The sequence below is a fragment of the Acidovorax bellezanensis genome, assembly GCF_025421555.1.
Taxonomy (GTDB): domain Bacteria; phylum Pseudomonadota; class Gammaproteobacteria; order Burkholderiales; family Burkholderiaceae_C; genus Comamonas; species Comamonas bellezanensis.
Genome location: NZ_JAODYH010000001.1, coordinates 1 through 19,518 on the forward strand (window position 1 = coordinate 1; position 19,518 = coordinate 19,518).

Annotated in this window: 17 protein-coding genes; 10 read left to right on the forward strand and 7 right to left on the reverse strand. The window is 65.1% G+C overall.

Features of this window, described 5'->3' with window-relative positions:
• The first annotated feature begins 340 nt into the window (after nucleotides 1–340).
• The 6 genes from N0K08_RS00005 (at nucleotide 341) to N0K08_RS00030 (ending at nucleotide 8,236) form a co-directional block, all read left to right on the forward strand.
• Nucleotides 341–958 carry a TIGR00645 family protein gene (locus N0K08_RS00005; RefSeq protein ID WP_261497951.1) on the forward strand — a complete coding sequence of 206 codons (618 nt, stop codon included), beginning with the start codon at nucleotides 341–343 and terminating at the stop codon, nucleotides 956–958.
• Between the two features lie 546 nt (nucleotides 959–1,504).
• Nucleotides 1,505–2,767, forward strand: a complete 1,263-nt coding sequence (gene proV, locus N0K08_RS00010; protein WP_261497952.1) for a glycine betaine/L-proline ABC transporter ATP-binding protein ProV — start codon at nucleotides 1,505–1,507, stop codon at nucleotides 2,765–2,767.
• A gap of 77 nt (nucleotides 2,768–2,844) precedes the next feature.
• A complete protein-coding gene (proW, locus tag N0K08_RS00015; RefSeq protein ID WP_408642890.1) occupies nucleotides 2,845–4,062 on the forward strand; it encodes a glycine betaine/L-proline ABC transporter permease ProW in 1,218 nt (405 codons plus the stop codon).
• A 93-nt stretch (nucleotides 4,063–4,155) separates the two neighbouring features.
• Nucleotides 4,156–5,157 (forward strand): glycine betaine/L-proline ABC transporter substrate-binding protein ProX, encoded by a 1,002-nt coding sequence (proX, locus tag N0K08_RS00020; protein ID WP_261498451.1) that lies wholly within the window; start codon nucleotides 4,156–4,158, stop codon nucleotides 5,155–5,157.
• A 155-nt stretch (nucleotides 5,158–5,312) separates the two neighbouring features.
• Entirely contained in the window at nucleotides 5,313–6,821 is a 1,509-nt protein-coding gene (locus tag N0K08_RS00025; protein ID WP_261497954.1) for a flavin monoamine oxidase family protein, read from the forward strand.
• A gap of 287 nt (nucleotides 6,822–7,108) precedes the next feature.
• Nucleotides 7,109–8,236, forward strand: a complete 1,128-nt coding sequence (locus N0K08_RS00030; RefSeq protein WP_261497955.1) for a hypothetical protein — start codon at nucleotides 7,109–7,111, stop codon at nucleotides 8,234–8,236.
• Nucleotides 8,237–8,341: 105 nt separating this feature from the next.
• Here N0K08_RS00030 and N0K08_RS00035 read toward each other — a convergent pair whose 3' ends face one another.
• The 3 genes from N0K08_RS00035 to N0K08_RS00045 form a co-directional block, all read right to left on the reverse strand.
• Nucleotides 8,342–8,827 (reverse strand): hypothetical protein, encoded by a 486-nt coding sequence (locus N0K08_RS00035; RefSeq protein WP_261497956.1) that lies wholly within the window; start codon nucleotides 8,825–8,827, stop codon nucleotides 8,342–8,344.
• Between the two features lie 71 nt (nucleotides 8,828–8,898).
• Entirely contained in the window at nucleotides 8,899–10,068 is a 1,170-nt protein-coding gene (locus N0K08_RS00040; RefSeq protein ID WP_408642878.1) for a M20 aminoacylase family protein, read from the reverse strand.
• Nucleotides 10,069–10,089: 21 nt separating this feature from the next.
• Complete coding sequence (locus N0K08_RS00045) at nucleotides 10,090–11,076, reverse strand: Bug family tripartite tricarboxylate transporter substrate binding protein (RefSeq protein ID WP_261497958.1); 987 nt, start codon at nucleotides 11,074–11,076, stop codon at nucleotides 10,090–10,092.
• Nucleotides 11,077–11,195: 119 nt separating this feature from the next.
• On the opposite strand from N0K08_RS00045, the gene N0K08_RS00050 reads away from it, so the two are divergent.
• Nucleotides 11,196–12,122 (forward strand): LysR substrate-binding domain-containing protein, encoded by a 927-nt coding sequence (locus tag N0K08_RS00050; RefSeq protein WP_261497959.1) that lies wholly within the window; start codon nucleotides 11,196–11,198, stop codon nucleotides 12,120–12,122.
• Here the strand turns inward: N0K08_RS00050 and fumC are convergent.
• Entirely contained in the window at nucleotides 12,119–13,519 is a 1,401-nt protein-coding gene (fumC, locus tag N0K08_RS00055; RefSeq protein ID WP_261497960.1) for a class II fumarate hydratase, read from the reverse strand. The two genes, N0K08_RS00050 and fumC, sit on opposite strands and share 4 nt — an antisense overlap.
• Nucleotides 13,520–13,764: 245 nt before the next feature.
• Here fumC and N0K08_RS00060 point away from each other — a divergent pair, with 245 nt between their 5' ends.
• Together N0K08_RS00060 and murI are read left to right on the forward strand one after the other, a co-directional pair.
• Nucleotides 13,765–15,318, forward strand: coding sequence for a fumarate hydratase (locus N0K08_RS00060; protein WP_261497961.1), 1,554 nt, complete (start codon nucleotides 13,765–13,767; stop codon nucleotides 15,316–15,318).
• A gap of 143 nt (nucleotides 15,319–15,461) precedes the next feature.
• On the forward strand, nucleotides 15,462–16,322 hold the full coding sequence (gene murI / locus N0K08_RS00065; protein WP_261497962.1) for a glutamate racemase: 861 nt from the start codon (nucleotides 15,462–15,464) through the stop codon (nucleotides 16,320–16,322).
• Nucleotide 16,323: 1 nt separating this feature from the next.
• Here the strand turns inward: murI and N0K08_RS00070 are convergent, their stop codons facing one another.
• The 3 genes from N0K08_RS00070 to murB form a co-directional block, all read right to left on the reverse strand.
• Nucleotides 16,324–16,851, reverse strand: a complete 528-nt coding sequence (locus N0K08_RS00070) for a M48 metallopeptidase family protein (RefSeq protein ID WP_261497963.1) — start codon at nucleotides 16,849–16,851, stop codon at nucleotides 16,324–16,326.
• 53 nt (nucleotides 16,852–16,904) lie between these two features.
• Entirely contained in the window at nucleotides 16,905–17,534 is a 630-nt protein-coding gene (locus N0K08_RS00075; RefSeq protein ID WP_261497964.1) for a DUF6806 family protein, read from the reverse strand.
• Between the two features lie 176 nt (nucleotides 17,535–17,710).
• Nucleotides 17,711–18,802 carry a UDP-N-acetylmuramate dehydrogenase gene (murB, locus tag N0K08_RS00080; RefSeq protein WP_261497965.1) on the reverse strand — a complete coding sequence of 364 codons (1,092 nt, stop codon included), beginning with the start codon at nucleotides 18,800–18,802 and terminating at the stop codon, nucleotides 17,711–17,713.
• A gap of 98 nt (nucleotides 18,803–18,900) precedes the next feature.
• Here murB and N0K08_RS00085 point away from each other — a divergent pair, with 98 nt between their 5' ends.
• Nucleotides 18,901–19,386 carry a YajQ family cyclic di-GMP-binding protein gene (locus N0K08_RS00085; RefSeq protein WP_261497966.1) on the forward strand — a complete coding sequence of 162 codons (486 nt, stop codon included), beginning with the start codon at nucleotides 18,901–18,903 and terminating at the stop codon, nucleotides 19,384–19,386.
• Nucleotides 19,387–19,518: the final 132 nt, after the last annotated feature.

The window sequence follows — 19,518 nt, forward strand, 5'->3', positions numbered from 1 at the left end:
GCGCCCAATAGCCTTCGAAATCGGCCTCGGCTTCGGCGCACAAGGCCTCGTAGGCCGGCATGCCGGAAATGCGGGCCACCTGGGCAAACGCCGGTGGCACAGGAAAGACCCGGTTCTCCACCAGTACGGATTCGATAGCAGATGACGATGCGCTCATGGTATTTCTGTCTCCTTGGCAATGCTGGGCATTGTGCCGCGACTGGCCTACACGGGTCTGACAAGCCACTGACGATTCGCTGACAAAACTTACTCCCACCAGTAGCCTTTGCGGCCGTAGACTGCAAGCCACACCGATACAATCGCCCACCTTTTTCCCTGCCCACTACTTCCCCACCCGCCCATGGCCACCCCAAATCCCCACAGCAAATCCGCACCTGGCGTTCACACGATGCGACCGCTGCCAGCCTTCATCTTTGCCAGCCGCTGGCTGCAAGTTCCGCTGTACCTGGGCCTGATCCTCGCGCAAGGCGTGTACGTCTGGCATTTCCTGCTCGAACTGTGGCACCTGATCGAAGCGGCTTTCGGCAGCCAGACCGCGCTGCAGGCACTGGTCAACAGCATTGGCTACAAGCCCGACGCGCCGCTCACCGGCCTCAACGAGACGGTGATCATGCTGGTGGTGCTGGCACTGATCGACGTGGTGATGATCTCCAACCTGCTGATCATGGTCATCATCGGCGGCTACGAGACTTTCGTCAGCCGCCTGAACGTCGAAGGCCACCCGGACCAGCCCGAGTGGCTGGACCATGTGGATGCCACCGTGCTCAAGGTCAAGCTGGGTCTGTCCATCATCGGCATCAGCTCCATCCACCTGCTCAAGACTTTCATCAACGCCGCCAACTACGACTCCAAGGTGCTGATTGCGCAGACCCTGATCCACATCACCTTCCTGCTCAGCGCGCTGGCCGTCGCCTATACCGACCGCCTGCTGCGCCACGACCACACCCGGGCCCACTGAGCGCGGCCCCGACCCACGCCAAACCCCGCCCCGCAGCCCTGCGGCGCGGGTTTTTTTTGCGCCTGGCGCGGGCGCCAGCCCATACAAACGCGCGCGATATAGCACAGGCCAAAAAAACCATTTATTGACATAAAAGCACTGAATGAATATGATTAGCGGCTTATTCACCACCTGCCACGCAGGTAATAACGGCGTTTTCAACGTCTTTATCCATTTTTGACGGTCGCTGCCTCGTTGCAGCCCCGTCATCGGACCGATAGCGGTCCTGATGCCAAGGTATCTGCTGCACGCCTGTGCCGCCTTTTGGATACCGGTGCGCGGACAAGCGAATTCACCGCTTTTCCCTGCGCATCGCCTGACTCTTGCGCACCATCTCGCGTGCCATTCGAGCCAATGTGGGTGCTGCTGCACCCGCACCTGCCGGCCATCGCCAGCCCCACCGGGCTCTGGGCGGCCGTTGCATCAGGGGTTTCCATCGGTTTTGCACGCCAGCTTTCTCGCGAAACGCTGGACTGTCTTCAATCCAACACACGGGAGAGAGAAACAGTGGCCAAACAGATCACCATCGATCATGTCTTCAAAGTATTCGGCGACACGCCGCAAGCCGCACTGGCGCTCGTAGAGCAGGGTCTGAGCAAATCGGAGATCCTTGCGCGCACCGGCCAGTCCATTGGCGTTTTCGATGCGCATTTCCAGATCGAAGCCGGCGAAATTTTCGTGATCATGGGCCTGTCGGGCTCGGGCAAATCCACGCTGGTGCGCATGCTCAACCGGCTGATCGAGCCCACGGCCGGCCGCATTCTGGTCGACGGCACGGACATCGGCGCCCTGTCGCCCAAGGACTTGCGCGCGCTGCGCCGCAAGGACATCTCCATGGTCTTCCAGTCGTTCGCGCTGCTGCCCCACATGACCGTGCTCGACAACACGGCCTTCGGCCTGGAACTCGCCGGCGTGGACCGCGCCGAGCGCCAGGCGCAGGCCCAGTCCGCGCTGGAACAGGTCGGCCTGGACGGCTGGGGTGCGAGCTACCCCGATGAACTGTCGGGCGGCATGCAGCAGCGCGTGGGCCTGGCCCGGGCCCTGGCCTCGGATCCGTCCATCCTGCTGATGGACGAAGCCTTCTCCGCCCTCGACCCCATCATCCGCACCGAAATGCAGTCCGAGCTGCTGCGCCTGCAGGAAGTCAAGCGCCGCACCATCGTCTTCATTTCCCATGACCTGGATGAAGCCATGCGCATCGGCGACCGCATCGCCATCATGAAGGACGGCCAGGTGATACAGGTCGGCACGCCCGACGACATCCTGCGCAACCCGGCCAACGACTATGTGCGCAGCTTCATCCGCGGCGTGGATGCGGCCGCGGTGTTCAAGGCCGGCGACATCGTGCGCCGCGGACTGACCGTGGTCAGCGAGCACAGCGAACGTGGCTGCCGCCCGGCACTCAAGATGCTCGAGGACTCGGACCGCGACTTTGCCTATGTGCTCAGCCCGCGCCAACGCTACCTGGGCACGGTGTCCTCGGACTCGCTGCGCAAGGCCTTGCACGGCCATGTGGGCACGCTGGGCCTGCAGCACGCCTATCTGGACAACGTGTCGACGATTGCCGTCGACGCGCCCGTGGCCAACCTGTTCGGCCAGGTCGCGGCCGCGCCCTGCGCGCTGCCCGTGGTCCAGAACGACGGCCGCTTTGCCGGCGTGATCAGCAAGACCACGCTGCTGAAATTCCTCGACCGGGACACTCCGCCCCTGCCGCCCTCCACCCTGCCAACGGCGACCGCTGCCGACCAGTCCACAAGGAGCGCCGCATGAGCACCACCGTCCTGAACTCCGCCCCCATTCAAATCGCCCAGGCCGACGCCGCCCTGTGGGAAAGCGCCCAGCAAGGCATGGCCTCGGATGCGGCCTCCAGCCCCTGGGACGCCCCGGCCCAGGCACCGGCCACGGATTTCCTCGGCGATGCGCCGGGCGCCGCCGTGGACAGCGGCCTCGCCGCCAGCGACCCCTGGACGCTGGGCAACAGCGGCGCCCTGGATGCCGGCAACACCGACTGGCTCGACGGCCCGGGCCTGGCGGATGCCGCCGGCAGCGCCAGCCAAAGCCTGGCCCATGCCGGCAGCAGCGCCGATACCAGCCTGTTCAGCGGCTTCGACATCCACCAGTGGCTGGGCGATTCCACGCAGATCCAGGGCGCGATCAACCAAGGCCTGGACTGGGCGGTGACGCATTTCCGCCCCTTCTTCCAGACCGTGCGCGCGCCCATCGATGCCACGCTGACCGGCGTGCAAAGCCTGCTGACCAGCGTGCCGACCGCGGCCATGATCGGGCTGCTGGTGCTGCTGGCCTGGCAATTCGCCGGCCGCGCCATCGCCCTCGGCACCCTGGCCTCGCTGGCCATCGTGGCCCTGCTGGGCATCTGGCCTGAAGCCATGGTCACGCTGTCGCTGGTGCTGACTTCGCTGGCTTTCTGCATCGCCATCGGCCTGCCCGTGGGCATTGCGCTGGCCGCCAGCGACCGCGCCCAGCGCTGGACCCGTCCCTTCCTCGACGCCATGCAGACCACGCCGGCCTTTGTCTATCTGGTGCCGGTGGTGATGCTGTTCGGCATCGGCAACGTGCCCGGCGTGATCGTGACCATCGTCTTCGCCCTGCCGCCCCTGATTCGTCTCACCAACCTGGGCATTCGCCAGGTGCGGCCCGACCTGATCGAAGCCAGCCGCGCCTATGGCGCCTCGCCCATGCAGATGCTGGTCAAGGTGCAACTGCCCCTGGCCATGCCGTCCATCATGGCCGGCATCAACCAGGCGCTGATGCTGTCGCTGTCGATGGTGGTGATCGCTTCCATGATCGCCGTGGGCGGCCTGGGCCAGATGGTGCTGCGCGGCATCGGCCGGCTGGACATGGGTCTGGCCACCGTTGGCGGCCTGGGCATTGTGCTGCTGGCGATTGCACTCGACCGCATCACCCAGGCCATGGGCAAGCCCCAGCGCGGTGGCCAGCGCTGGTGGCAAGGCGGTCCCGCCGGACTGCTGCTGCGCTTGCTGCAGCGCAGCCCGCGGCCTGCCGCCGGCCAGACCAGCGCCGCCACGGCAGCTGCCAGCCACTGAGCCCCGGGGGCAGCGCCGCCGCTGCCTGCCCCCCGCACTTTTCCAGAACATCAGGAGACCCTCATGTCCGACACACTCCCACGCCACCCGACCATGCAACGCCTGGCCCATGCGGTACTGGCCACCAGCCTCGCCGCGTTCGGCCTGATCGCCGCGGCCCAGGACCTGCCTGGCGCAGGCATCAAAGTCTTTCCGCTCAAGAGCTCGATCGCCGAAGAGACGTTCCAGACCGTACTGGTGATGAAGGCCCTGCAAAAGCTGGGCTACGAAGTCCAGCCCATCCAGGAAGTCGAGTACCCGACCGCGCACATGGCGATTGCCAATGGCGACGCCACTTTCATGGCCGACCACTGGGACCTGCAGCACGCCGATTTCTACAAGAACGTCGGTGGTGACACCCGGCTGTCGCGCACCGGCGTGTACTCGGACGGTGCGATCCAGGGCTACCTGATCGACAAGAAGACGGCCGAGCAATACGGCATCACCCAGATCGGCCAGCTCAAGGACCCCAAGATCGCCGCCCTGTTCGACACCAACGGCGACGGCAAGGCCGACCTGACCGGCTGCACGCCGGGCTGGGGCTGCGAGACCATGATCGAGCACCAGCTCGACGCCTTCCAGCTGCGCAACACCGTCACCCACCAGCAGGGCACCTACTCGGCGCTGATTGCCGACACCATTGCGCGCTACCAGGCCGGCAAGCCCATTCTTTACTACACCTGGACACCGTTCTGGGTCAGCGCCCAGCTCAAGCCCGGCACCGATGTCGTCTGGCTGGAAGTGCCGTTCAGCGCCCTGCCCAGCGCGCAAGGCGTGACCGACACCCAGCTGCCCAATGGCAAGAACTACGGTTTCGTGCCCAACAAGCAGCACATCGTGGCCAACAAGCAATGGGTGGCCAAGAACCCGGCCGCGGGCAAGCTGTTCGAGTTGATGCAGCTGTCGGTCAACGACATCAATGCGCAGAACAACCGCATGTTCCTGGGCGAGAACAAGCCCGAAGACATCGATCGCCACACCGAAGGCTGGATCCGTGCGCACCAGAAGACTTTCGACGACTGGATCGCCCGGTCGCTGGCGGCGGCCGGCCGCTGACCGGCAAGCTCCCGGCTTTTGAGCCCCGCCCCCAGGGGCGCGGCATTAACCACGAACAGCGCAATGCCTTGACGGGCCTTGCGCTGTTTGCCGTCCTACACTTTCCTTTCGATGCGACGCTGGCTGGTGCGCCCCAGAGAAAGGACTGCATTCTGATGAAGAACCGCTTGTTCGAAACCGGCCAGATCCTGGCTTCCACGGACTGGAGCCCGATGGACGCTGGCCTGGCGCAACCCGCCGTCGATCCAACCACCGACCTGGACATTGCCATCATCGGCGGCGGCGTGGCCGGTCTGCACACCGCCTACCGGCTGGCCCCGCGTTACGGCCCGCGCATTGGCCTGTTCGAGCAGGACCAGCGTCTGGGCGGGCGCGTGTTCGACGTTCCCGCCTCGGCCGACCAGACCGACGGACCTTTTGTCCAGCTCGGCGCGCGGCGCATCATGGACGGCCAGAGCGTGCTCATCGGCCTGGCCCAGGAGCTGGGCATTCCCCTGCAAAAACCGGAAATGCTCGAAGAGCTGGGCTTTACCCGCGGCATGTTCTCCACGAACAATGACGACTTCATCCGCGTCTTTCCCACGCTCGACGTGGACCGCGCCCGTGGCGGCTATGAAACCCAGCTCTACGAGCGCCTGCTCAAGGGTCCCGAGCGCGCGCATGTCGACCACTACCCCAACCTGCGCGCCTACGCCGAAAAAGTCATAGGCAAGGAAGGCTGCGCCTTCCTGCACGACACCTACCGCTTTCGCGCCGACCACGAATACGACCTCAACGCCAAGGCCTACCTCGACTACCTCGACGAGGAAAACGACGCCGGCGCCATCTGTCCCAGCGGCCATTGCCAAAGCCTGTACCCGGTGGGCGGCATGTCGGCCTATACCCGCGGCATGGAGCAAAGCGTTCGCGAGCTGGGCGTGCAAATCCACTTGTCCGAGCCCGTGCTGGCCATCCACAAATGCGCGGCCGGCTATCTGCTGCAAACCCCGCGGCGCGCGCTCACGGCCCGCAGCCTGGTGCTGGCCCTGCCGCCGGTGGCACTGGCCCAGGTGCAGGGCGAAATCCCGGAAAAGATACGCGCCCAGGCTGAATTCCAGGCCCTGGTCGGCGTGCGCGTGACCACCATCACCCAGTGGTATCCCGAGCCCTGGTGGCGCGGCATTGTCACAGCCAACGGCCGGCATGTCTGGCGCGCCTGGACGACAGGCCACTGCATCAATTCGGTCGAAATCCCGCTGGAAGAATATGCAGCGCCGCAAAACGCCATCCGCGTGGTCTACAACGACCAGACCGACTGCGCCGAGAAATGGTCCCAGCTGGCCAAAGGTCCGATAGCCGCCTTGGAAAAGGAAGTCGCCTTCGGCCTGACCCACCTGTTCGGCAACAACCAGGTGACCCGGCCAGTGACCATAGGCACGCCGAGCAAGACCGTGTTCTGGGAATGGCCTGACGCCTGGTACTACCTGCGCGCCGGCAACCATTTCACCAACCACGACATCTACCGCTGGGCCGTCCATCCGCTGCCGGGCGAAGACCTGGCCCTGGTCAGCGACGGCTACAACCCCCAACGCTCAGGCTGGGCCGACGCGGCCTACAAGTCGTCCATCCACTACCTCAACCACCGCTTCGACATGCGCCTGCCAGGCCTGGGGCGCAGGACCTGAAGATCCGCCCTTTCAGTGACTGCGCCGGCTACGGCTCCGCGCAGCCCTCTGGCGCTGCGCTCCCGTGCCGAAGACAGGCCGGGAAGTCTGACTTTCGAGCGTCAGGGCCGGTGCGCACGCGCAACCAAGCAGCTCGATACCGATTAACACCAAGCGCTGTGGTGGTGGCACTCCGCGGCTCAGCCGCGGGGAAGCCGAGGGTATTCCCTTCACCTGTTTTGGGGAGGCGGCGATTTGATACAAAAAGTATAAAAGCGCCATTCCTCTTACTTTTTAAAGAGTCCACGATGCCCGCTTCCCACACTCCTTTCCACGTCATTCGACAGGGCTTCCTGTATGGCCTCATCGCAATAGCGCTTCATGGCTGTGGCGGTGGCGGCGATAGCGATTCAAATGCCGGCGCAGGCAACGGTGGAGGCAGCGGCACCGTAGACATCGCGGCACTGGCCGGTACGTACAGCCTCAAAGCGGGCAGCACGACGCTCGGCGCCTTGATGCTCGACAAGACCGCCACGGTCGTCAGCTGCAAATTACAGACAGACAGTGCCTGTACTGCGCAGGTCACCCCACAGACCACGGTGGGCGGCGTAACGACTTTTAAGCTCCAAGGCGATGCAGGGGGGAGTGCCGCGACGGGCTCGATCACCGCACAGGGCGGCATCACGGGACAGCTGACCGCTGCGGGCGGAGCCGTTCAGCAATTCACGGGCACTAAGGTCTCGGGAACCTTCGCAGACTGCGTGGCACCGTTCACGCGCAGCAATGGCCAGTGCGAGCTGCCGAGCACCGGCGTCATCATCGCGCCACGCTTTATGTGGTCGATTGTGATCGTGCCATCCGGCGGGGAAAAGCGTACTCTGATGTATTGCCTGGTGGCTGACTGCACTGCCATCAGCCCGGAGATCTTCCTCAGTCCGGAAGACCTGGCCGATGCAGAAACGCCCGCCATCATTGCGTATGCCAACTCGGTAGCCACCGAATTCCAGGCCATGCTCAAACGTCTTTATGACGCCAAGACCTACCCCTCGCGAGCGCTGACGATCAAGATACTTTCCGATGCAGTGGCCAAGGCCATCAATACGGAAACCCCGAATGCTGTCGAAACAGCGAGGGCCGCTTTCGTCGCTGCAGGTTTTCCGGCGGCTGCCGGCGGAACGAGTACCGGCCCCAGCGGCACCGCCACCACGGCTGAGTCCGTGTGCGCAAGCCAGCCCTACCCCGGAGACACTTCGGAGCCCCAGGTCTTCCTTTTCGACAAGATTGCACAACTCGACGCCTGTCTGTACCGCGCGACCAGCAACAGCGCTTATCTGCAAGACGGCAACAACCAGTGCAAGGTGCTCAATGGTCTCTTGCAAGCCACCGTGGGGACCTTCCATCCGCTGTTCTGCAATGGCCCGCTGCTCAAGCAGTGATCGCTCGCCGCAAGACCGCGGCATTCTTGTCGACTGACCATCGACTGAGTTGAAAAAATGCCCCGAATCCTTGCGGACTTCGGGGCATTTTTTGCGTGTGGCGCCTTACCAGCCCACGCAGGACGTCTGGCTCGATACCGAGACAAAGCGCTCGACCAGCAGCACCAGCTCCTTGGCATTGGCCGACGGCGGCATGTCGGCGCGTGCGCGCTGCACCCAGCGGCCCTGGACTTCAACCCACAGCGGCGCACCTGGCGCGGACCGGCTGGCGAGATAGGCTGCCTGCAGCAGAGCGCTGTCGCCCGTCTGTGCCACGGGCATTTCGGCACCCGTGCGGCATTCGGTGAAGCGCCCGATCTCGGCATCTTGGCGGTAGATGCCCCGCCATAGTTCGGTGCGCTCCGTGGGCTTGAGCGCTGGCGCCGCAGCCACCACCGGCGCCACTGCCTGCGCCTTGGACGCCCCACCCCAAGTTGCCCAGCTGGGCATGGAAGGCATGGAGGGCAGGCGCATGCCACTCAGACTGGAACAGGCGGACAGGGCCGCGACAGCGGCCAGCACTGCAGCGGCCCGCAAGGGCAGAAAAACCATGAAAAACTCCAGCACTGGCAGAGAACAAGGGTCTGCACCTTAGCAGACCCCTGGCCTCTCAGGGGTGTCGCTCAGGCCAGGAAGCGCTCCGCCAACTGGCTCCAGAAAGCCGCGCCGTAGGGCAGGTTCCGGTCGTTGAAGTCGTACTGCGGGTTGTGCAGACTGCGGCCGTTGGCTGTCGGCCCGTTGCCCAGGCGGATCAAGGCACCCGGGCAGGCTTGCAGCATGTAGGCAAAGTCTTCGCTGCCCATGAGCTGGGGGAACTCCATGGTGACGCGCTCGGCGCCCACCAGGTCCGTGGCCACGGCGCCCGCCAGATCCACGGCGGCCGCGTCATTGACCAGCATGGGATAGCCTTCGATGTACTTGATCTCGGCGCGGGCCCCATGGGCTTCGGCGATGCCGGTGATCAAGGCCTGGATGCGCTGCTTGAGCAGCAGGCGCGTGGCCGGGCTGAACGAACGCACGCTGATGCCGATCTCGGCCGATTGCGGAATGACATTGAGCGCATCGCCGGCCTGCAGGCGGCCCACCGTGACCACGGCCGATTCGGACGGGTCCACATTGCGCGAGACCACGGTCTGCAGGCTGGTGACGATGGCCGCGGCCGCCACCAGCGGGTCGACGGCCAGATGCGGGCGGGCCGCATGTCCGCCCACGCCGACGATGGTCGCGAACACCCGGTCGCCCGCGGCCATGAACGGGCCTGCGCGCATCATGAAATTGCCTTGCGGCTCGCCAGGATGGTTGTGGATGGCATAGGCCGCGTCACAGGGGAAGCGCTCGAACAGGCCGTCTTCGACCATGGCCTTGCCGCCGCTGTCGAAGCCCCGCTCCTCGGCCGGCTGGAAGATCAGGTTCAGCGTGCCCGAAAAGCGGCGGTGGCGCGCGAGGTACTTGGCCGCACCCAGCAGCATGGCCATATGGCCGTCATGTCCGCAGGCATGCATGCAGCCCGGCTGGACACTTGCATAATCCAGGCCGGTCTGCTCCTGGATGGGCAAGGCGTCCATGTCGGCGCGCAGGCCCAGGCGCTTGGCGCCGTCGCCACAGCGCAACGTGCCGACCAGCCCCGTGCCGCCGATGCCGCGCGTCACTTCATAGCCCCAGCTGCTGAGGCTTTGCGCGACATAGTCGGCCGTGGCGTGCTCGGCGAAGGCCAGTTCCGGGTGCTGGTGCAGGTGGCGGCGTATCGCCACCAGCTCCTGCTCGTACGGCAGGAAGGCGTCAATTTGGGTCAAGGAAGACAATGCAGGCCCCGATCAATCAAGCACGATGTTGTTGGATTGGGCGACGCGCTGGTAGAACTTGATGCGATCGACAATTTCCGCGCGGTAGGCCTGGGGCGTGATGTTCTCGGGAATCATCATGCCCTTGGAGACCCACAAGGCCTGGGTGGACGGCTCCTCGAGGACCTGGCGCATGGCCGCGTACAGCTTCTGGATGATGGCGTCGGGCGTCTTGGCCGGCGCGGCCAGACCCGTCCACGACGTCATGTTGAGGTCGGGCAGCTTGAGCTCAGCGAACGTCGCCACGTCCGGCAACTGCGGCACGCGCGTGGGCGCGGCCACGGCCAGGGCGCGCAGCTTGCCCGACTTGATGTGGTCCAGATTGGAGGACAGGTTGTTCCAGGCCAGGTGCACCTGGCCGGACATCAAATCCGTCAAGGCGCTGCCCGCGCCCTTGTACGGCACATGGGTCATGGGAATGCCGGCCTGGCTCTTGAGCAGCTCCATGCTCAGGTGCGACACCGAGCCCGTGCCCGCGCTGGCGTAGTTCAGCGCATTGGGGTTGGCGCGTGCGTACTTCACCAGATCCGCGAAAGTGCGGATCGGCAGGTTGGCATTGATCAGCAGCACGTTGGCCAGGCGGTCGATCAAGGTGATGGGCGCGAAATCCTTGACAGCGTCGTAGGGCAGCTTGGGGTTGACGGCCGGGTTCACCACATGCGTGCTTTGCGAAGTCACGATCAGCGTGTAGCCGTCGGGCGCGGCCTTGGCGGCATAGCTGGTGCCGATGACGCCGCCGGCGCCGCCGCGGTTGTCCACCACGATGGCCTTGCCCAGGATGCGCGCCAGCTTGTCGGCCATCAGTCGGCCGGAATTGTCCACCGAGCCGCCCGGCGTGAACGGCACGACCAGGGTAATCGGCTTGCTGGGATAGGCCGCCTGCGCCGACGCATTGGCTGCGTGCAAGGGCATCGCGCCCAGAAGGGACAAGCTGGCGAATTGACGTCGATTGAGAGGCATTTGTTCTTCCTGGTCTGAGGTTTGTCTTTGGCGCGCAGCTTAAGTGCTGTAGGGCCTCTCCCACAAACGACAAAATCAGGGGCCGCGATGCCATAAAGTCATAACCAGGTTGCTATCCGATGAAGTTCCAATCCCCTTCCCTTGTCGAATTGCATGCCTTTCTCGCGGTCTGCCGGCACGGCAGCTTCCGGCAGGCCGCCGACACCTTGTGCGTGTCGCAAGGGGCCGTCAGCCGCGCGGTGCAGCGGCTGGAGCAGCACCTCGACGGTTGCCGGCTGTTTGAACGCACGTCGATGGGAGTGAACCTGACGGAAAGAGGCCGGCAGTTGCGGGACCTGACCGAGCGGCATGTAATGGGCCTGGAAGCCGCCTCGCAGGCGTTTGCACGCACCTCGGAGTCACACCCGGTGCGCTTGAGCGTGATTCCGACGCTGGGGACGCAGTGGCTGATTCCCCGTCTGCCGGCATTTCGCAGCCAGCACCCCGAAGTGCGCATAGAGCTGCGGCAATTCAAGTACGACGACAACTTCACGCGCAGCGACGTGGACTGCTGGATAGACGTCAAGCGCCCCAGTCGGCCCTGGCCCGACCATGTGCAGGCCACCTACCTGCTGGGCAATGAACTGGTGCCGGTCTGCGCCCCCGAATTGCGCGCGCAGTTTGCGGTGCCCAGCGACCTGCTGTCGGCCACGCTGCTGCACCACATCGGCTTTCCCGACAACTGGCAGCGCTGGTTCCAGGCCGTCGGCGTGACGGCCGCCCCGACCCTGGGCCCGGGCTTTGACCTGAGCATCAACCTCATCGTCGCGGCCAAGGCCGGCATGGGCGTGGCCATTGTTCCCCACTGCCTGGCCGAGCGCGAACTGCGCGCCGGCGAACTGGTGCTGCTGTCCGAGACGTCCGTGGCCAGCGATCGGGGTTACTTCTTCTGCAGCCACCAGGACAGCCGCGCCTCGGCGGCCCAGGCGGTGTTTTTCGAGTGGCTCAAAGGCCAGGCGGAAATCACCAACCGGGCGTGCGGGGACGCCGCCAGCGACGTGGATTAGCCCCTGGGGCCGACCATCTGCCCCGGCACCACCCAGGCGTCGAACTGCTCGCCCGTCAAATGGCCGCTGGCCACGGCCGCTTCGCGCAGGCTCGAGCCTTCGCGGTGGGCCTTCTTGGCGATGTACGCCGCCTTGTCGTAGCCGATGTGCGGGTTCAGCGCCGTGACCAGCATCAGCGAGCGCTGCACCAGTTCGGCGATGCGGCCCTCATTGGGCGTGATGCCCACGGCGCAATGGTCGTTGAAGCTGCGCATGCCGTCGGCCAGCAGGCGCACGCTCTGCAGGAAGTTGTGCGCCACCATGGGGCGAAAGACGTTGAGTTCGAAGTTGCCCGAGGCACCGCCGATGTTGATCGCCACATCGTTGCCCATGACCTGGGCGGCGAGCATGGTCAGGGCCTCGCTTTGCGTGGGGTTGACCTTGCCCGGCATGATGGACGAGCCGGGCTCGTTCTCCGGAATGCTGATTTCGCCTATGCCGCTGCGCGGACCGCTGGCCAGCCAGCGCACGTCGTTGGCAATCTTGGTCAGGCTGGCCGCCAGGGTCTTGAGCGCGCCATGGGCGTGGACCAGCGCATCCACGCTGGCCAGGGCTTCGAACTTGTTGGGCGCGGTGACGAAGGGCAGGCCGGTGAGGCGTGCCAGCTCGGCCGCGACGGCCACCGCATAGCCCGGCGGCGCGTTCAGCCCCGTGCCCACGGCCGTGCCGCCCAGCGCCAGTTCGCACAGATGCGGCAAGGCGGCCTGCACATGGGCCTGGCCATGGGCCAGTTGGGCCACATAGCCCGAGAATTCCTGTCCCAGGGTCAGCGGCGTTGCGTCCTGCAAATGGGTGCGACCGATCTTGATGATGTCGGCGAAGGCCTGCGACTTGTCGGCCAGCGTGGCCTGCAGCCCGGCCGTGGCCGGCAGCAGGCGCTGCACCAGGGCTTGCACCGCGGACACATGCATCGCCGTGGGGAACACGTCGTTGCTCGACTGGCTCTTGTTCACGTCGTCGTTGGGGTGCACCAGCCGCCCTTCGCCACGCTCGCCGCCCAGCAACTCGCTGGCGCGGTTGGCCAGCACTTCGTTGACGTTCATATTGCTCTGCGTGCCCGAACCGGTCTGCCAGACCACCAGCGGAAACTCCTGCTCGTGACGGCCGGCAATCACCTCGTCGGCGGCAGCGACGATGGCCTGGGCCTTGGCGGCGTCGAGCAGGCCCAGTTGCTGGTTGACCACCGCCGAAGCGCGCTTGACCAGGGCCAGCGCATGGATCAGCTCGCGCGGCTGGCGCTCGCCCGAGATGTCGAAGTTCTGCAGCGAACGCTGGGTCTGCGCGCCCCACAGTCGATCGGCTGGCACGTTGATGGGGCCGAAAGTGTCATGTTCCTGCCGCGTTGTCTGTTGCGTCATCCTCAAGTCTCCACACCGGTTGAATGGAAAATGCCTAGTTTAATGAATGAAACCCATTCTCATCTAAAACGGCTTGCGCAGAATTGTCCAAGGGCAAGGATAGCCATAAATGCGGCGGACACAACAGCGACACAGGTCAAGTGTTATAGAAGACTGGTGGGCTTTGGCACGCTTTGCAGCGAAGCGCGGGATAATCCCGGGTTGCTTTCGCTGTTCGTTGTTCCCCTTCCGAAGAAACTCCCACGATGACCACCACGATCCGCCAGCAGGACCTGATCGATTCGATCGCAGGCGCCCTGCAGTACATCAGCTACTACCACCCCACCGACTACATTGCCCACCTGGCGCGCGCCTATGAGCGCGAGCAGAGCCCGGCGGCCAAGGATGCGATGGCCCAGATCCTGACGAACTCCAAGATGTCGGCCATCGGCCACCGCCCCATCTGCCAGGACACGGGCATCGTCAACGTGTTCCTCAAGATCGGCATGGACGTGCGCTGGGAAGGTTTCACCGGCGGCATCGAGGACGCGATCAATGAAGGCGTGCGCCAGGGTTACAACCACCCCGACAACACGCTGCGTGCTTCCGTGGTCGCCGACCCGCATTTCGCGCGCAAGAACACCAAGGACAACACGCCTGCCGTGATCTTCACGCAGCTCGTGCCCGGCAACAAGGTCGACATCACCGTCGCGGCCAAGGGCGGCGGCTCGGAAAACAAGTCCAAGATGATCATGATGAACCCCGGCGACAGCATTGTCGACTGGGTGCTCAAGACCATCCCGACCATGGGCGCGGGCTGGTGCCCGCCGGGCATGATCGGCATCGGCATCGGCGGCACCGCTGAAAAAGCCGTGCTGCTGGCCAAGGAAAGCCTGATGGAAGACCTGGACATGTATGAGCTCCAGGCGAAGTCGCAGCGCGGCGAGAAGCTCGACCAGGTGGAAGAAATGCGCCTGGAGCTGTACGAGAAGGTCAACGCCCTGGGCATTGGCGCCCAAGGCCTGGGCGGCCTGTCGACCGTGCTCGACGTCAAGATCAAGATGTACCCCACGCACGCGGCTTCCAAGCCCGTGGCCATGATCCCCAACTGCGCCGCCACGCGCCACGCCCATTTCGTGATGGACGGCTCGGGCCCGGTCTACCTCGACCCGCCTTCGCTGGACCTGTGGCCCAAGGTCGAGTGGGCGCCTGACTACAACAAGAGCAAGCGCGTCGACCTGAACAATCTGACCAAGCAGGAAGTGGCCAGCTGGCAGCCCGGCGACACCTTGCTGCTCAACGGCAAGATGCTCACCGGCCGCGACGCCGCGCACAAGCGCATCCAGGGCATGCTGGCCAAGGGCGAGAGCCTGCCCGTGGACTTCACCAACCGCGTGATCTATTACGTCGGCCCCGTGGATCCCGTGGGTGACGAAGCCGTCGGCCCGGCCGGCCCCACCACGGCCACGCGCATGGACTCGTTCACCGACATGATGCTGGCCCAGACCGGCCTGATCGCCATGATCGGCAAGGCCGAGCGCGGCCCGGTGGCCATCGAGGCCATCAAGCAGCACAAGAGCGCCTACCTGATGGCCGTGGGCGGCGCCGCCTACCTGGTCTCCAAGGCCATCAAGAACGCCAAGGTGGTGGGCTTTGCCGATCTGGGCATGGAAGCCATCTACGAATTCGACGTGGTCGACATGCCTGTCACCGTGGCCGTGGACGCGGGCGGCACCAGCGCCCACATCACCGGCCCAGCGATCTGGAAGGAAAAGATCGCCACCGGTGAGTTCAAGGGCATTACCGTAGCTGGCGCTTAAACCGGCCTGATTCCGGGGCTGGGCCAACGCAGCCCGCCCCGGTCAATTCCGCCGCCTGCGGGCGGCGGCGCCCAGCGCAAACACCGGCGCCCAGGCATACTGGCGCATCGGCCACTGCGGCCCGCATTCCTCGCTTCCATTCCATGCACCTCGCATCCTCTCCGATCGGCATTTTCGACAGCGGTATTGGCGGCCTCAGCGTCCTTCAGGCGCTGCGCCAAGAACTTCCCCAGGAACAATTTGTCTACGTCGCCGACAGCGGCAACGCGCCCTACGGCGAGCGCGGCGACGCGTTCGTGCAGCAGCGCACGGGAGCGATTGCCCGCTACCTGCGCGCCCAGCACGGCATCAAGGCCCTGGTGATCGCCTGCAACACGGCGACGGCCGCGGCCGTGGAGCAGTTGCGTGGCGAGATTCCGGATCTGCCGCTGATCGGCGTCGAGCCCGCGCTCAAGCCCGCGTCGCTGAGCAGCCAGACCCACCATGTAGGCGTGATGGGGACGCGCGGCACCGTCACCAGCGCCCGCTTTGCACGACTGCTAAGTGAGCACTCACAAAACACGCAGTTCGCAGTCCAGGCCTGCGACGGTCTGGCCCGGGCCATCGAGCTGAGCACCGAGCTGCCACCGGCCCGGAACCTGCAGGATTCGGAGCTCTGGGCGCTGTGCGCGCGCCACACCGCCAGCCTGGGCAGGTTCGGCCTCCAGCCCGGTGAAATGGACACCCTGGTGCTGGGTTGCACCCACTACATCTTCGTCAAGGACGAGCTGCGCGCCCTGCTCGGCCCCGATGTGCAGCTGATAGACACCGGTGTGCCGGTTGCGCAGCAGACACGGCGACTGCTGGCCAAGGCCGGCATGCTCGCTCCCGAGGCCGCGCCCGGCACGGATGCTGCCGCGCAGATCCAGCTCTTCACCACCGGCGGGCTGGGCAGCCTGCAGGCCGCGGCCCAGCGCTGGCTGGACCTGCCCGCGCAGAACTGCGCAAAAATCGATATCCGCTGATCTAGTCCGTCGCCGCTGGGCCCTCACCCCACAGGCGCGAACCGCCCGCGTCGAGGTGGGTCAGGTACAGGCGCACATCGAACTCGTACTGGTGGTAGGACGGCTCCATGTGCGCGCACAGCTGGTAGAAGGCCTTGTCGTGGTCTTTTTCGCGCAGGTGGGCCAGCTCGTGCACCACGATCATGCGCAGGAATTCTTCGGGCGTGCTCTTGAACATGGACGCCACGCGGATCTCGTGGCGCGCCGACAGCTTGCCGCCCTGCACCAGAGAGCGGCTGGTGTGCAGGCCCAGGGCGTTGCGCACCACATGGATCTTGCTGTCGTACATCACCTTGTGAATGGTCCCGCCCTTGCGCAGGTGGCGTGACTTGAGCTCAGCCGTGTATTCGTACAGCGCCTTGTCGGTGCGCAGCGCATGGGCCTGGGGGTATCTGCGCTGCAGCAGCGCGCCCGTGCCGTCCTTGGCCAGCAGCTGACGCACCTGGTCCTGCAAGTGCGCCGGGTAGGAGCGCAGGTACGGCAAATCCATCGTCTGGTTCATTCAGTGGGGGCGCCGGCGCGGTGCGCGCCAGCCCCGGCCTCTCAATGCAGGTGGCGCGGACGGCGATTGCCGCCGCCATGGCTGGAGCCGCCGGAGCCTGGGCCGCGCGGTGGCTTGCCGATTTCCAGCGAGTTCACCAGCGCGTCGAAACGCAGGGCGAACAGCTTGTCGATCTCGGTGACCACGCCGCCGAGCTCGGCGCCGTCGAAATGGCGCTCCATCATGTTCACCACGTCCTGCACCAGCAGGTCGCGCTGCACCTGCATGATGGCCGCCGGCGTCGGGCCGACAAACAGCATCAGGAAGTCATCGCGCGACTCGGCTTCATCGGGCTCTTCGTCGTCGTCGAACTCGGTGTCGTAGAACGTCACTTCAATCGCCGCGCCCTGCTCGGACAGCTCGTTGAGGCTCATGCACATTTCGTCCAGGGACTGGCGAAAGTCGTCATCCCCGCGCACCGTCCAGCACATCTGCAGCAAGTGCTCGCGCGCATCGAACTGTATGCCCGGCTCTTCTTCATAGACGCTGGCGGCGCCATCGGCCAGCGAACGCGCTCCGGCATAGGTCCACAAGGGCTTGAGCGCCTCTTGCAGCTGCTCGAAGCTGGTCTTGGCGGTCAGAACCACCTGGCCGTGGACGTGAATTTCAAAAGGAGGGTTGTAACTTGACATAGTCGAATCTCACTGGCTAGCCGGGATAGGGAAAACCGCTGGTAATAAAGTTGTCGTTATGCAGGCAATTTTCAAGCGCGGTCAGAGGAGCACCATGCAGCCCTGACTTCCCGCCGCGCCGAGGCGGCCTATTTTCGCATGTATCCGGATGTCCGTTGCCGGCCATCGCCCACGGCTCAGACCACGACCGGCTCGGGTTCCAGGCGAATGCCGAAGCGCTCGTAGACGCTGGTCTGTATGGCCCGCGCCAGCGTCATGACTTCGCCGCCCGTGACGCTGGCGTCGGCCGAGTTCTTGTCGCCGCGGTTGACCAGCACCAGTGCCTGGCGCTCATAGACGCCGGCCTTGCCCATGGTCTTGCCTTTCCAGCCGCAGGCGTCGATCAGCCAGCCCGCGGCCAGCTTGATCGAGCCGTCGGCCAGCGGGTAGTGCACGATGCGCGGCTCGCGCGCGATGATGTCGGCGCATTGCTCGGCGGTGACCGTGGGGTTCTTGAAGAAGCTGCCGGCATTGCCCAGCACCTCCGGATCGGGCAGCTTGGCGCGGCGGATTTCACACACCCAGTCGAAGATCTGCTGGGCCGTGGGCTGGTCCACGCCGGACTCGGTGCGCTTGCGCTCTATATCCAGGTAGCCCATGTCGGGCTTCCAGGCCTTGGGCAGGGCCAGCCGCACGCGGGTGATGACGGCACGGCCCGCCAGACCCATGCCGCGCGGCAGGGCCTGGTCCAGGCGTTGCCCCTCGGGCTCGGCCGGCACATGCTTGAACACCGAATCGCGGTAGCTGAATGCGCATTGCGCGGCGTCAAGGGAAAAGCCCTGGCCCGTGGCCAGGTCGATGGCATCGAGCGAGTCGAAGCGGTCCTGCAGTTCCACGCCGTAGGCGCCGATGTTCTGCACCGGCGCCGCGCCCACGGTGCCGGGGATCAGCGCCATGTTCTCCAGCCCCGGCAGGCCTTGCTGCAACGTCCAGGCCACGAGGTCGTGCCAGCGCTCACCCGCGCCGGCTTCGACGATCCAGGCCGCAGGCGTTTCGCCCACCAGGCGCATGCCCTTGATCTCCATCTTGAGCACGACCGGCTCGACATCGCCGGTCAGCACGATATTGCTGCCGCCTCCCAGCACCAGCGGGGGCCTGCGCCCCCACAGCGGGTCGGCGAGCAGCGCGCGCACATCATCTTCGGAATGCACGCGCACCAAGGCATGGGCGCGGGCCGCGATGCCAAAGGTATTGCAATGCTGCAGGGGTACATTTTTCTCGACTAACATCTGCGGATTGTCGCACCGCGACCAGGGCGCCGCTGGCCACCGGCTTTCACCGCCGCTGCCCGGCGCTCCCCAGCCCCTTTCAGGAAAGAGAATTTGTCATGCCATCTTTTGACACCGTCTGCGAAGCCGACTTTGTGGAAGTGAAGAACGCGGTCGAAAACGCCGCCAAGGAAATCGCCACCCGCTTTGACTTCAAGGGCTCTTCGGCCGCCGTGGAACTCAAGGACAAGGAAATCACCATGTACGGTGACGCGGACTTCCAGCTCACCCAAGTGGAAGACCTGCTGCGCAACAAGCTGACCAAGCGCAGCGTCGATGTGCGTTTTCTCGACATCCAGAAAGCGCAGAAGATCGGCGGCGACAAGCTCAAGCAGGTCGTCAAGGTGCGCAACGGCATCGAGTCCGAGCTGGCCAAGAAGCTGCAAAAGCTGATGAAGGAAAGCAAGCTCAAGGTGCAGGCCGCGATCCAGGACGAAAAAGTACGCATCACCGGCGCCAAGCGCGACGACCTGCAGGCAGCGATGGCGCTGATCCGCAAGGAAATCGACGACGTGCCGCTGTCGTTCAACAACTTCCGCGACTAACTTGGAACACCCCCTGAGACGCTTCGCGTCTTCCCCCTCTCATCCTTCGGTGGAGGGGGACGGCAGCCTCGGTGCGGGACGGCCCTTCCTCGCTGCCCCGCTGCTGGGGCGCGCCAGTTTCGGGCGCGGCGC

Excerpts from the sequence above, each read along its gene's own strand:
- N0K08_RS00005 (WP_261497951.1), top strand. The coding sequence starts at position 341 with ATGGCCACCCCAAATCCCCACAGCAAATCCGCACCTGGCGTTCACACG.
- proW (WP_408642890.1), top strand. The coding sequence starts at position 2,845 with ATGGCCTCGGATGCGGCCTCCAGCCCCTGGGACGCCCCGGCCCAGGCA.
- proX (WP_261498451.1), top strand. The coding sequence starts at position 4,156 with ATGCAACGCCTGGCCCATGCGGTACTGGCCACCAGCCTCGCCGCGTTC.
- N0K08_RS00025 (WP_261497954.1), top strand. The coding sequence starts at position 5,313 with ATGAAGAACCGCTTGTTCGAAACCGGCCAGATCCTGGCTTCCACGGAC.
- N0K08_RS00030 (WP_261497955.1), top strand. The coding sequence starts at position 7,109 with ATGCCCGCTTCCCACACTCCTTTCCACGTCATTCGACAGGGCTTCCTG.
- N0K08_RS00035 (WP_261497956.1), bottom strand. The coding sequence starts at position 8,827 with ATGGTTTTTCTGCCCTTGCGGGCCGCTGCAGTGCTGGCCGCTGTCGCG.
- N0K08_RS00045 (WP_261497958.1), bottom strand. The coding sequence starts at position 11,076 with ATGCCTCTCAATCGACGTCAATTCGCCAGCTTGTCCCTTCTGGGCGCG.
- N0K08_RS00050 (WP_261497959.1), top strand. The coding sequence starts at position 11,196 with ATGAAGTTCCAATCCCCTTCCCTTGTCGAATTGCATGCCTTTCTCGCG.
- fumC (WP_261497960.1), bottom strand. The coding sequence starts at position 13,519 with ATGACGCAACAGACAACGCGGCAGGAACATGACACTTTCGGCCCCATC.
- N0K08_RS00060 (WP_261497961.1), top strand. The coding sequence starts at position 13,765 with ATGACCACCACGATCCGCCAGCAGGACCTGATCGATTCGATCGCAGGC.
- murI (WP_261497962.1), top strand. The coding sequence starts at position 15,462 with ATGCACCTCGCATCCTCTCCGATCGGCATTTTCGACAGCGGTATTGGC.
- N0K08_RS00070 (WP_261497963.1), bottom strand. The coding sequence starts at position 16,851 with ATGGATTTGCCGTACCTGCGCTCCTACCCGGCGCACTTGCAGGACCAG.
- N0K08_RS00075 (WP_261497964.1), bottom strand. The coding sequence starts at position 17,534 with ATGTCAAGTTACAACCCTCCTTTTGAAATTCACGTCCACGGCCAGGTG.
- murB (WP_261497965.1), bottom strand. The coding sequence starts at position 18,802 with ATGTTAGTCGAGAAAAATGTACCCCTGCAGCATTGCAATACCTTTGGC.
- N0K08_RS00085 (WP_261497966.1), top strand. The coding sequence starts at position 18,901 with ATGCCATCTTTTGACACCGTCTGCGAAGCCGACTTTGTGGAAGTGAAG.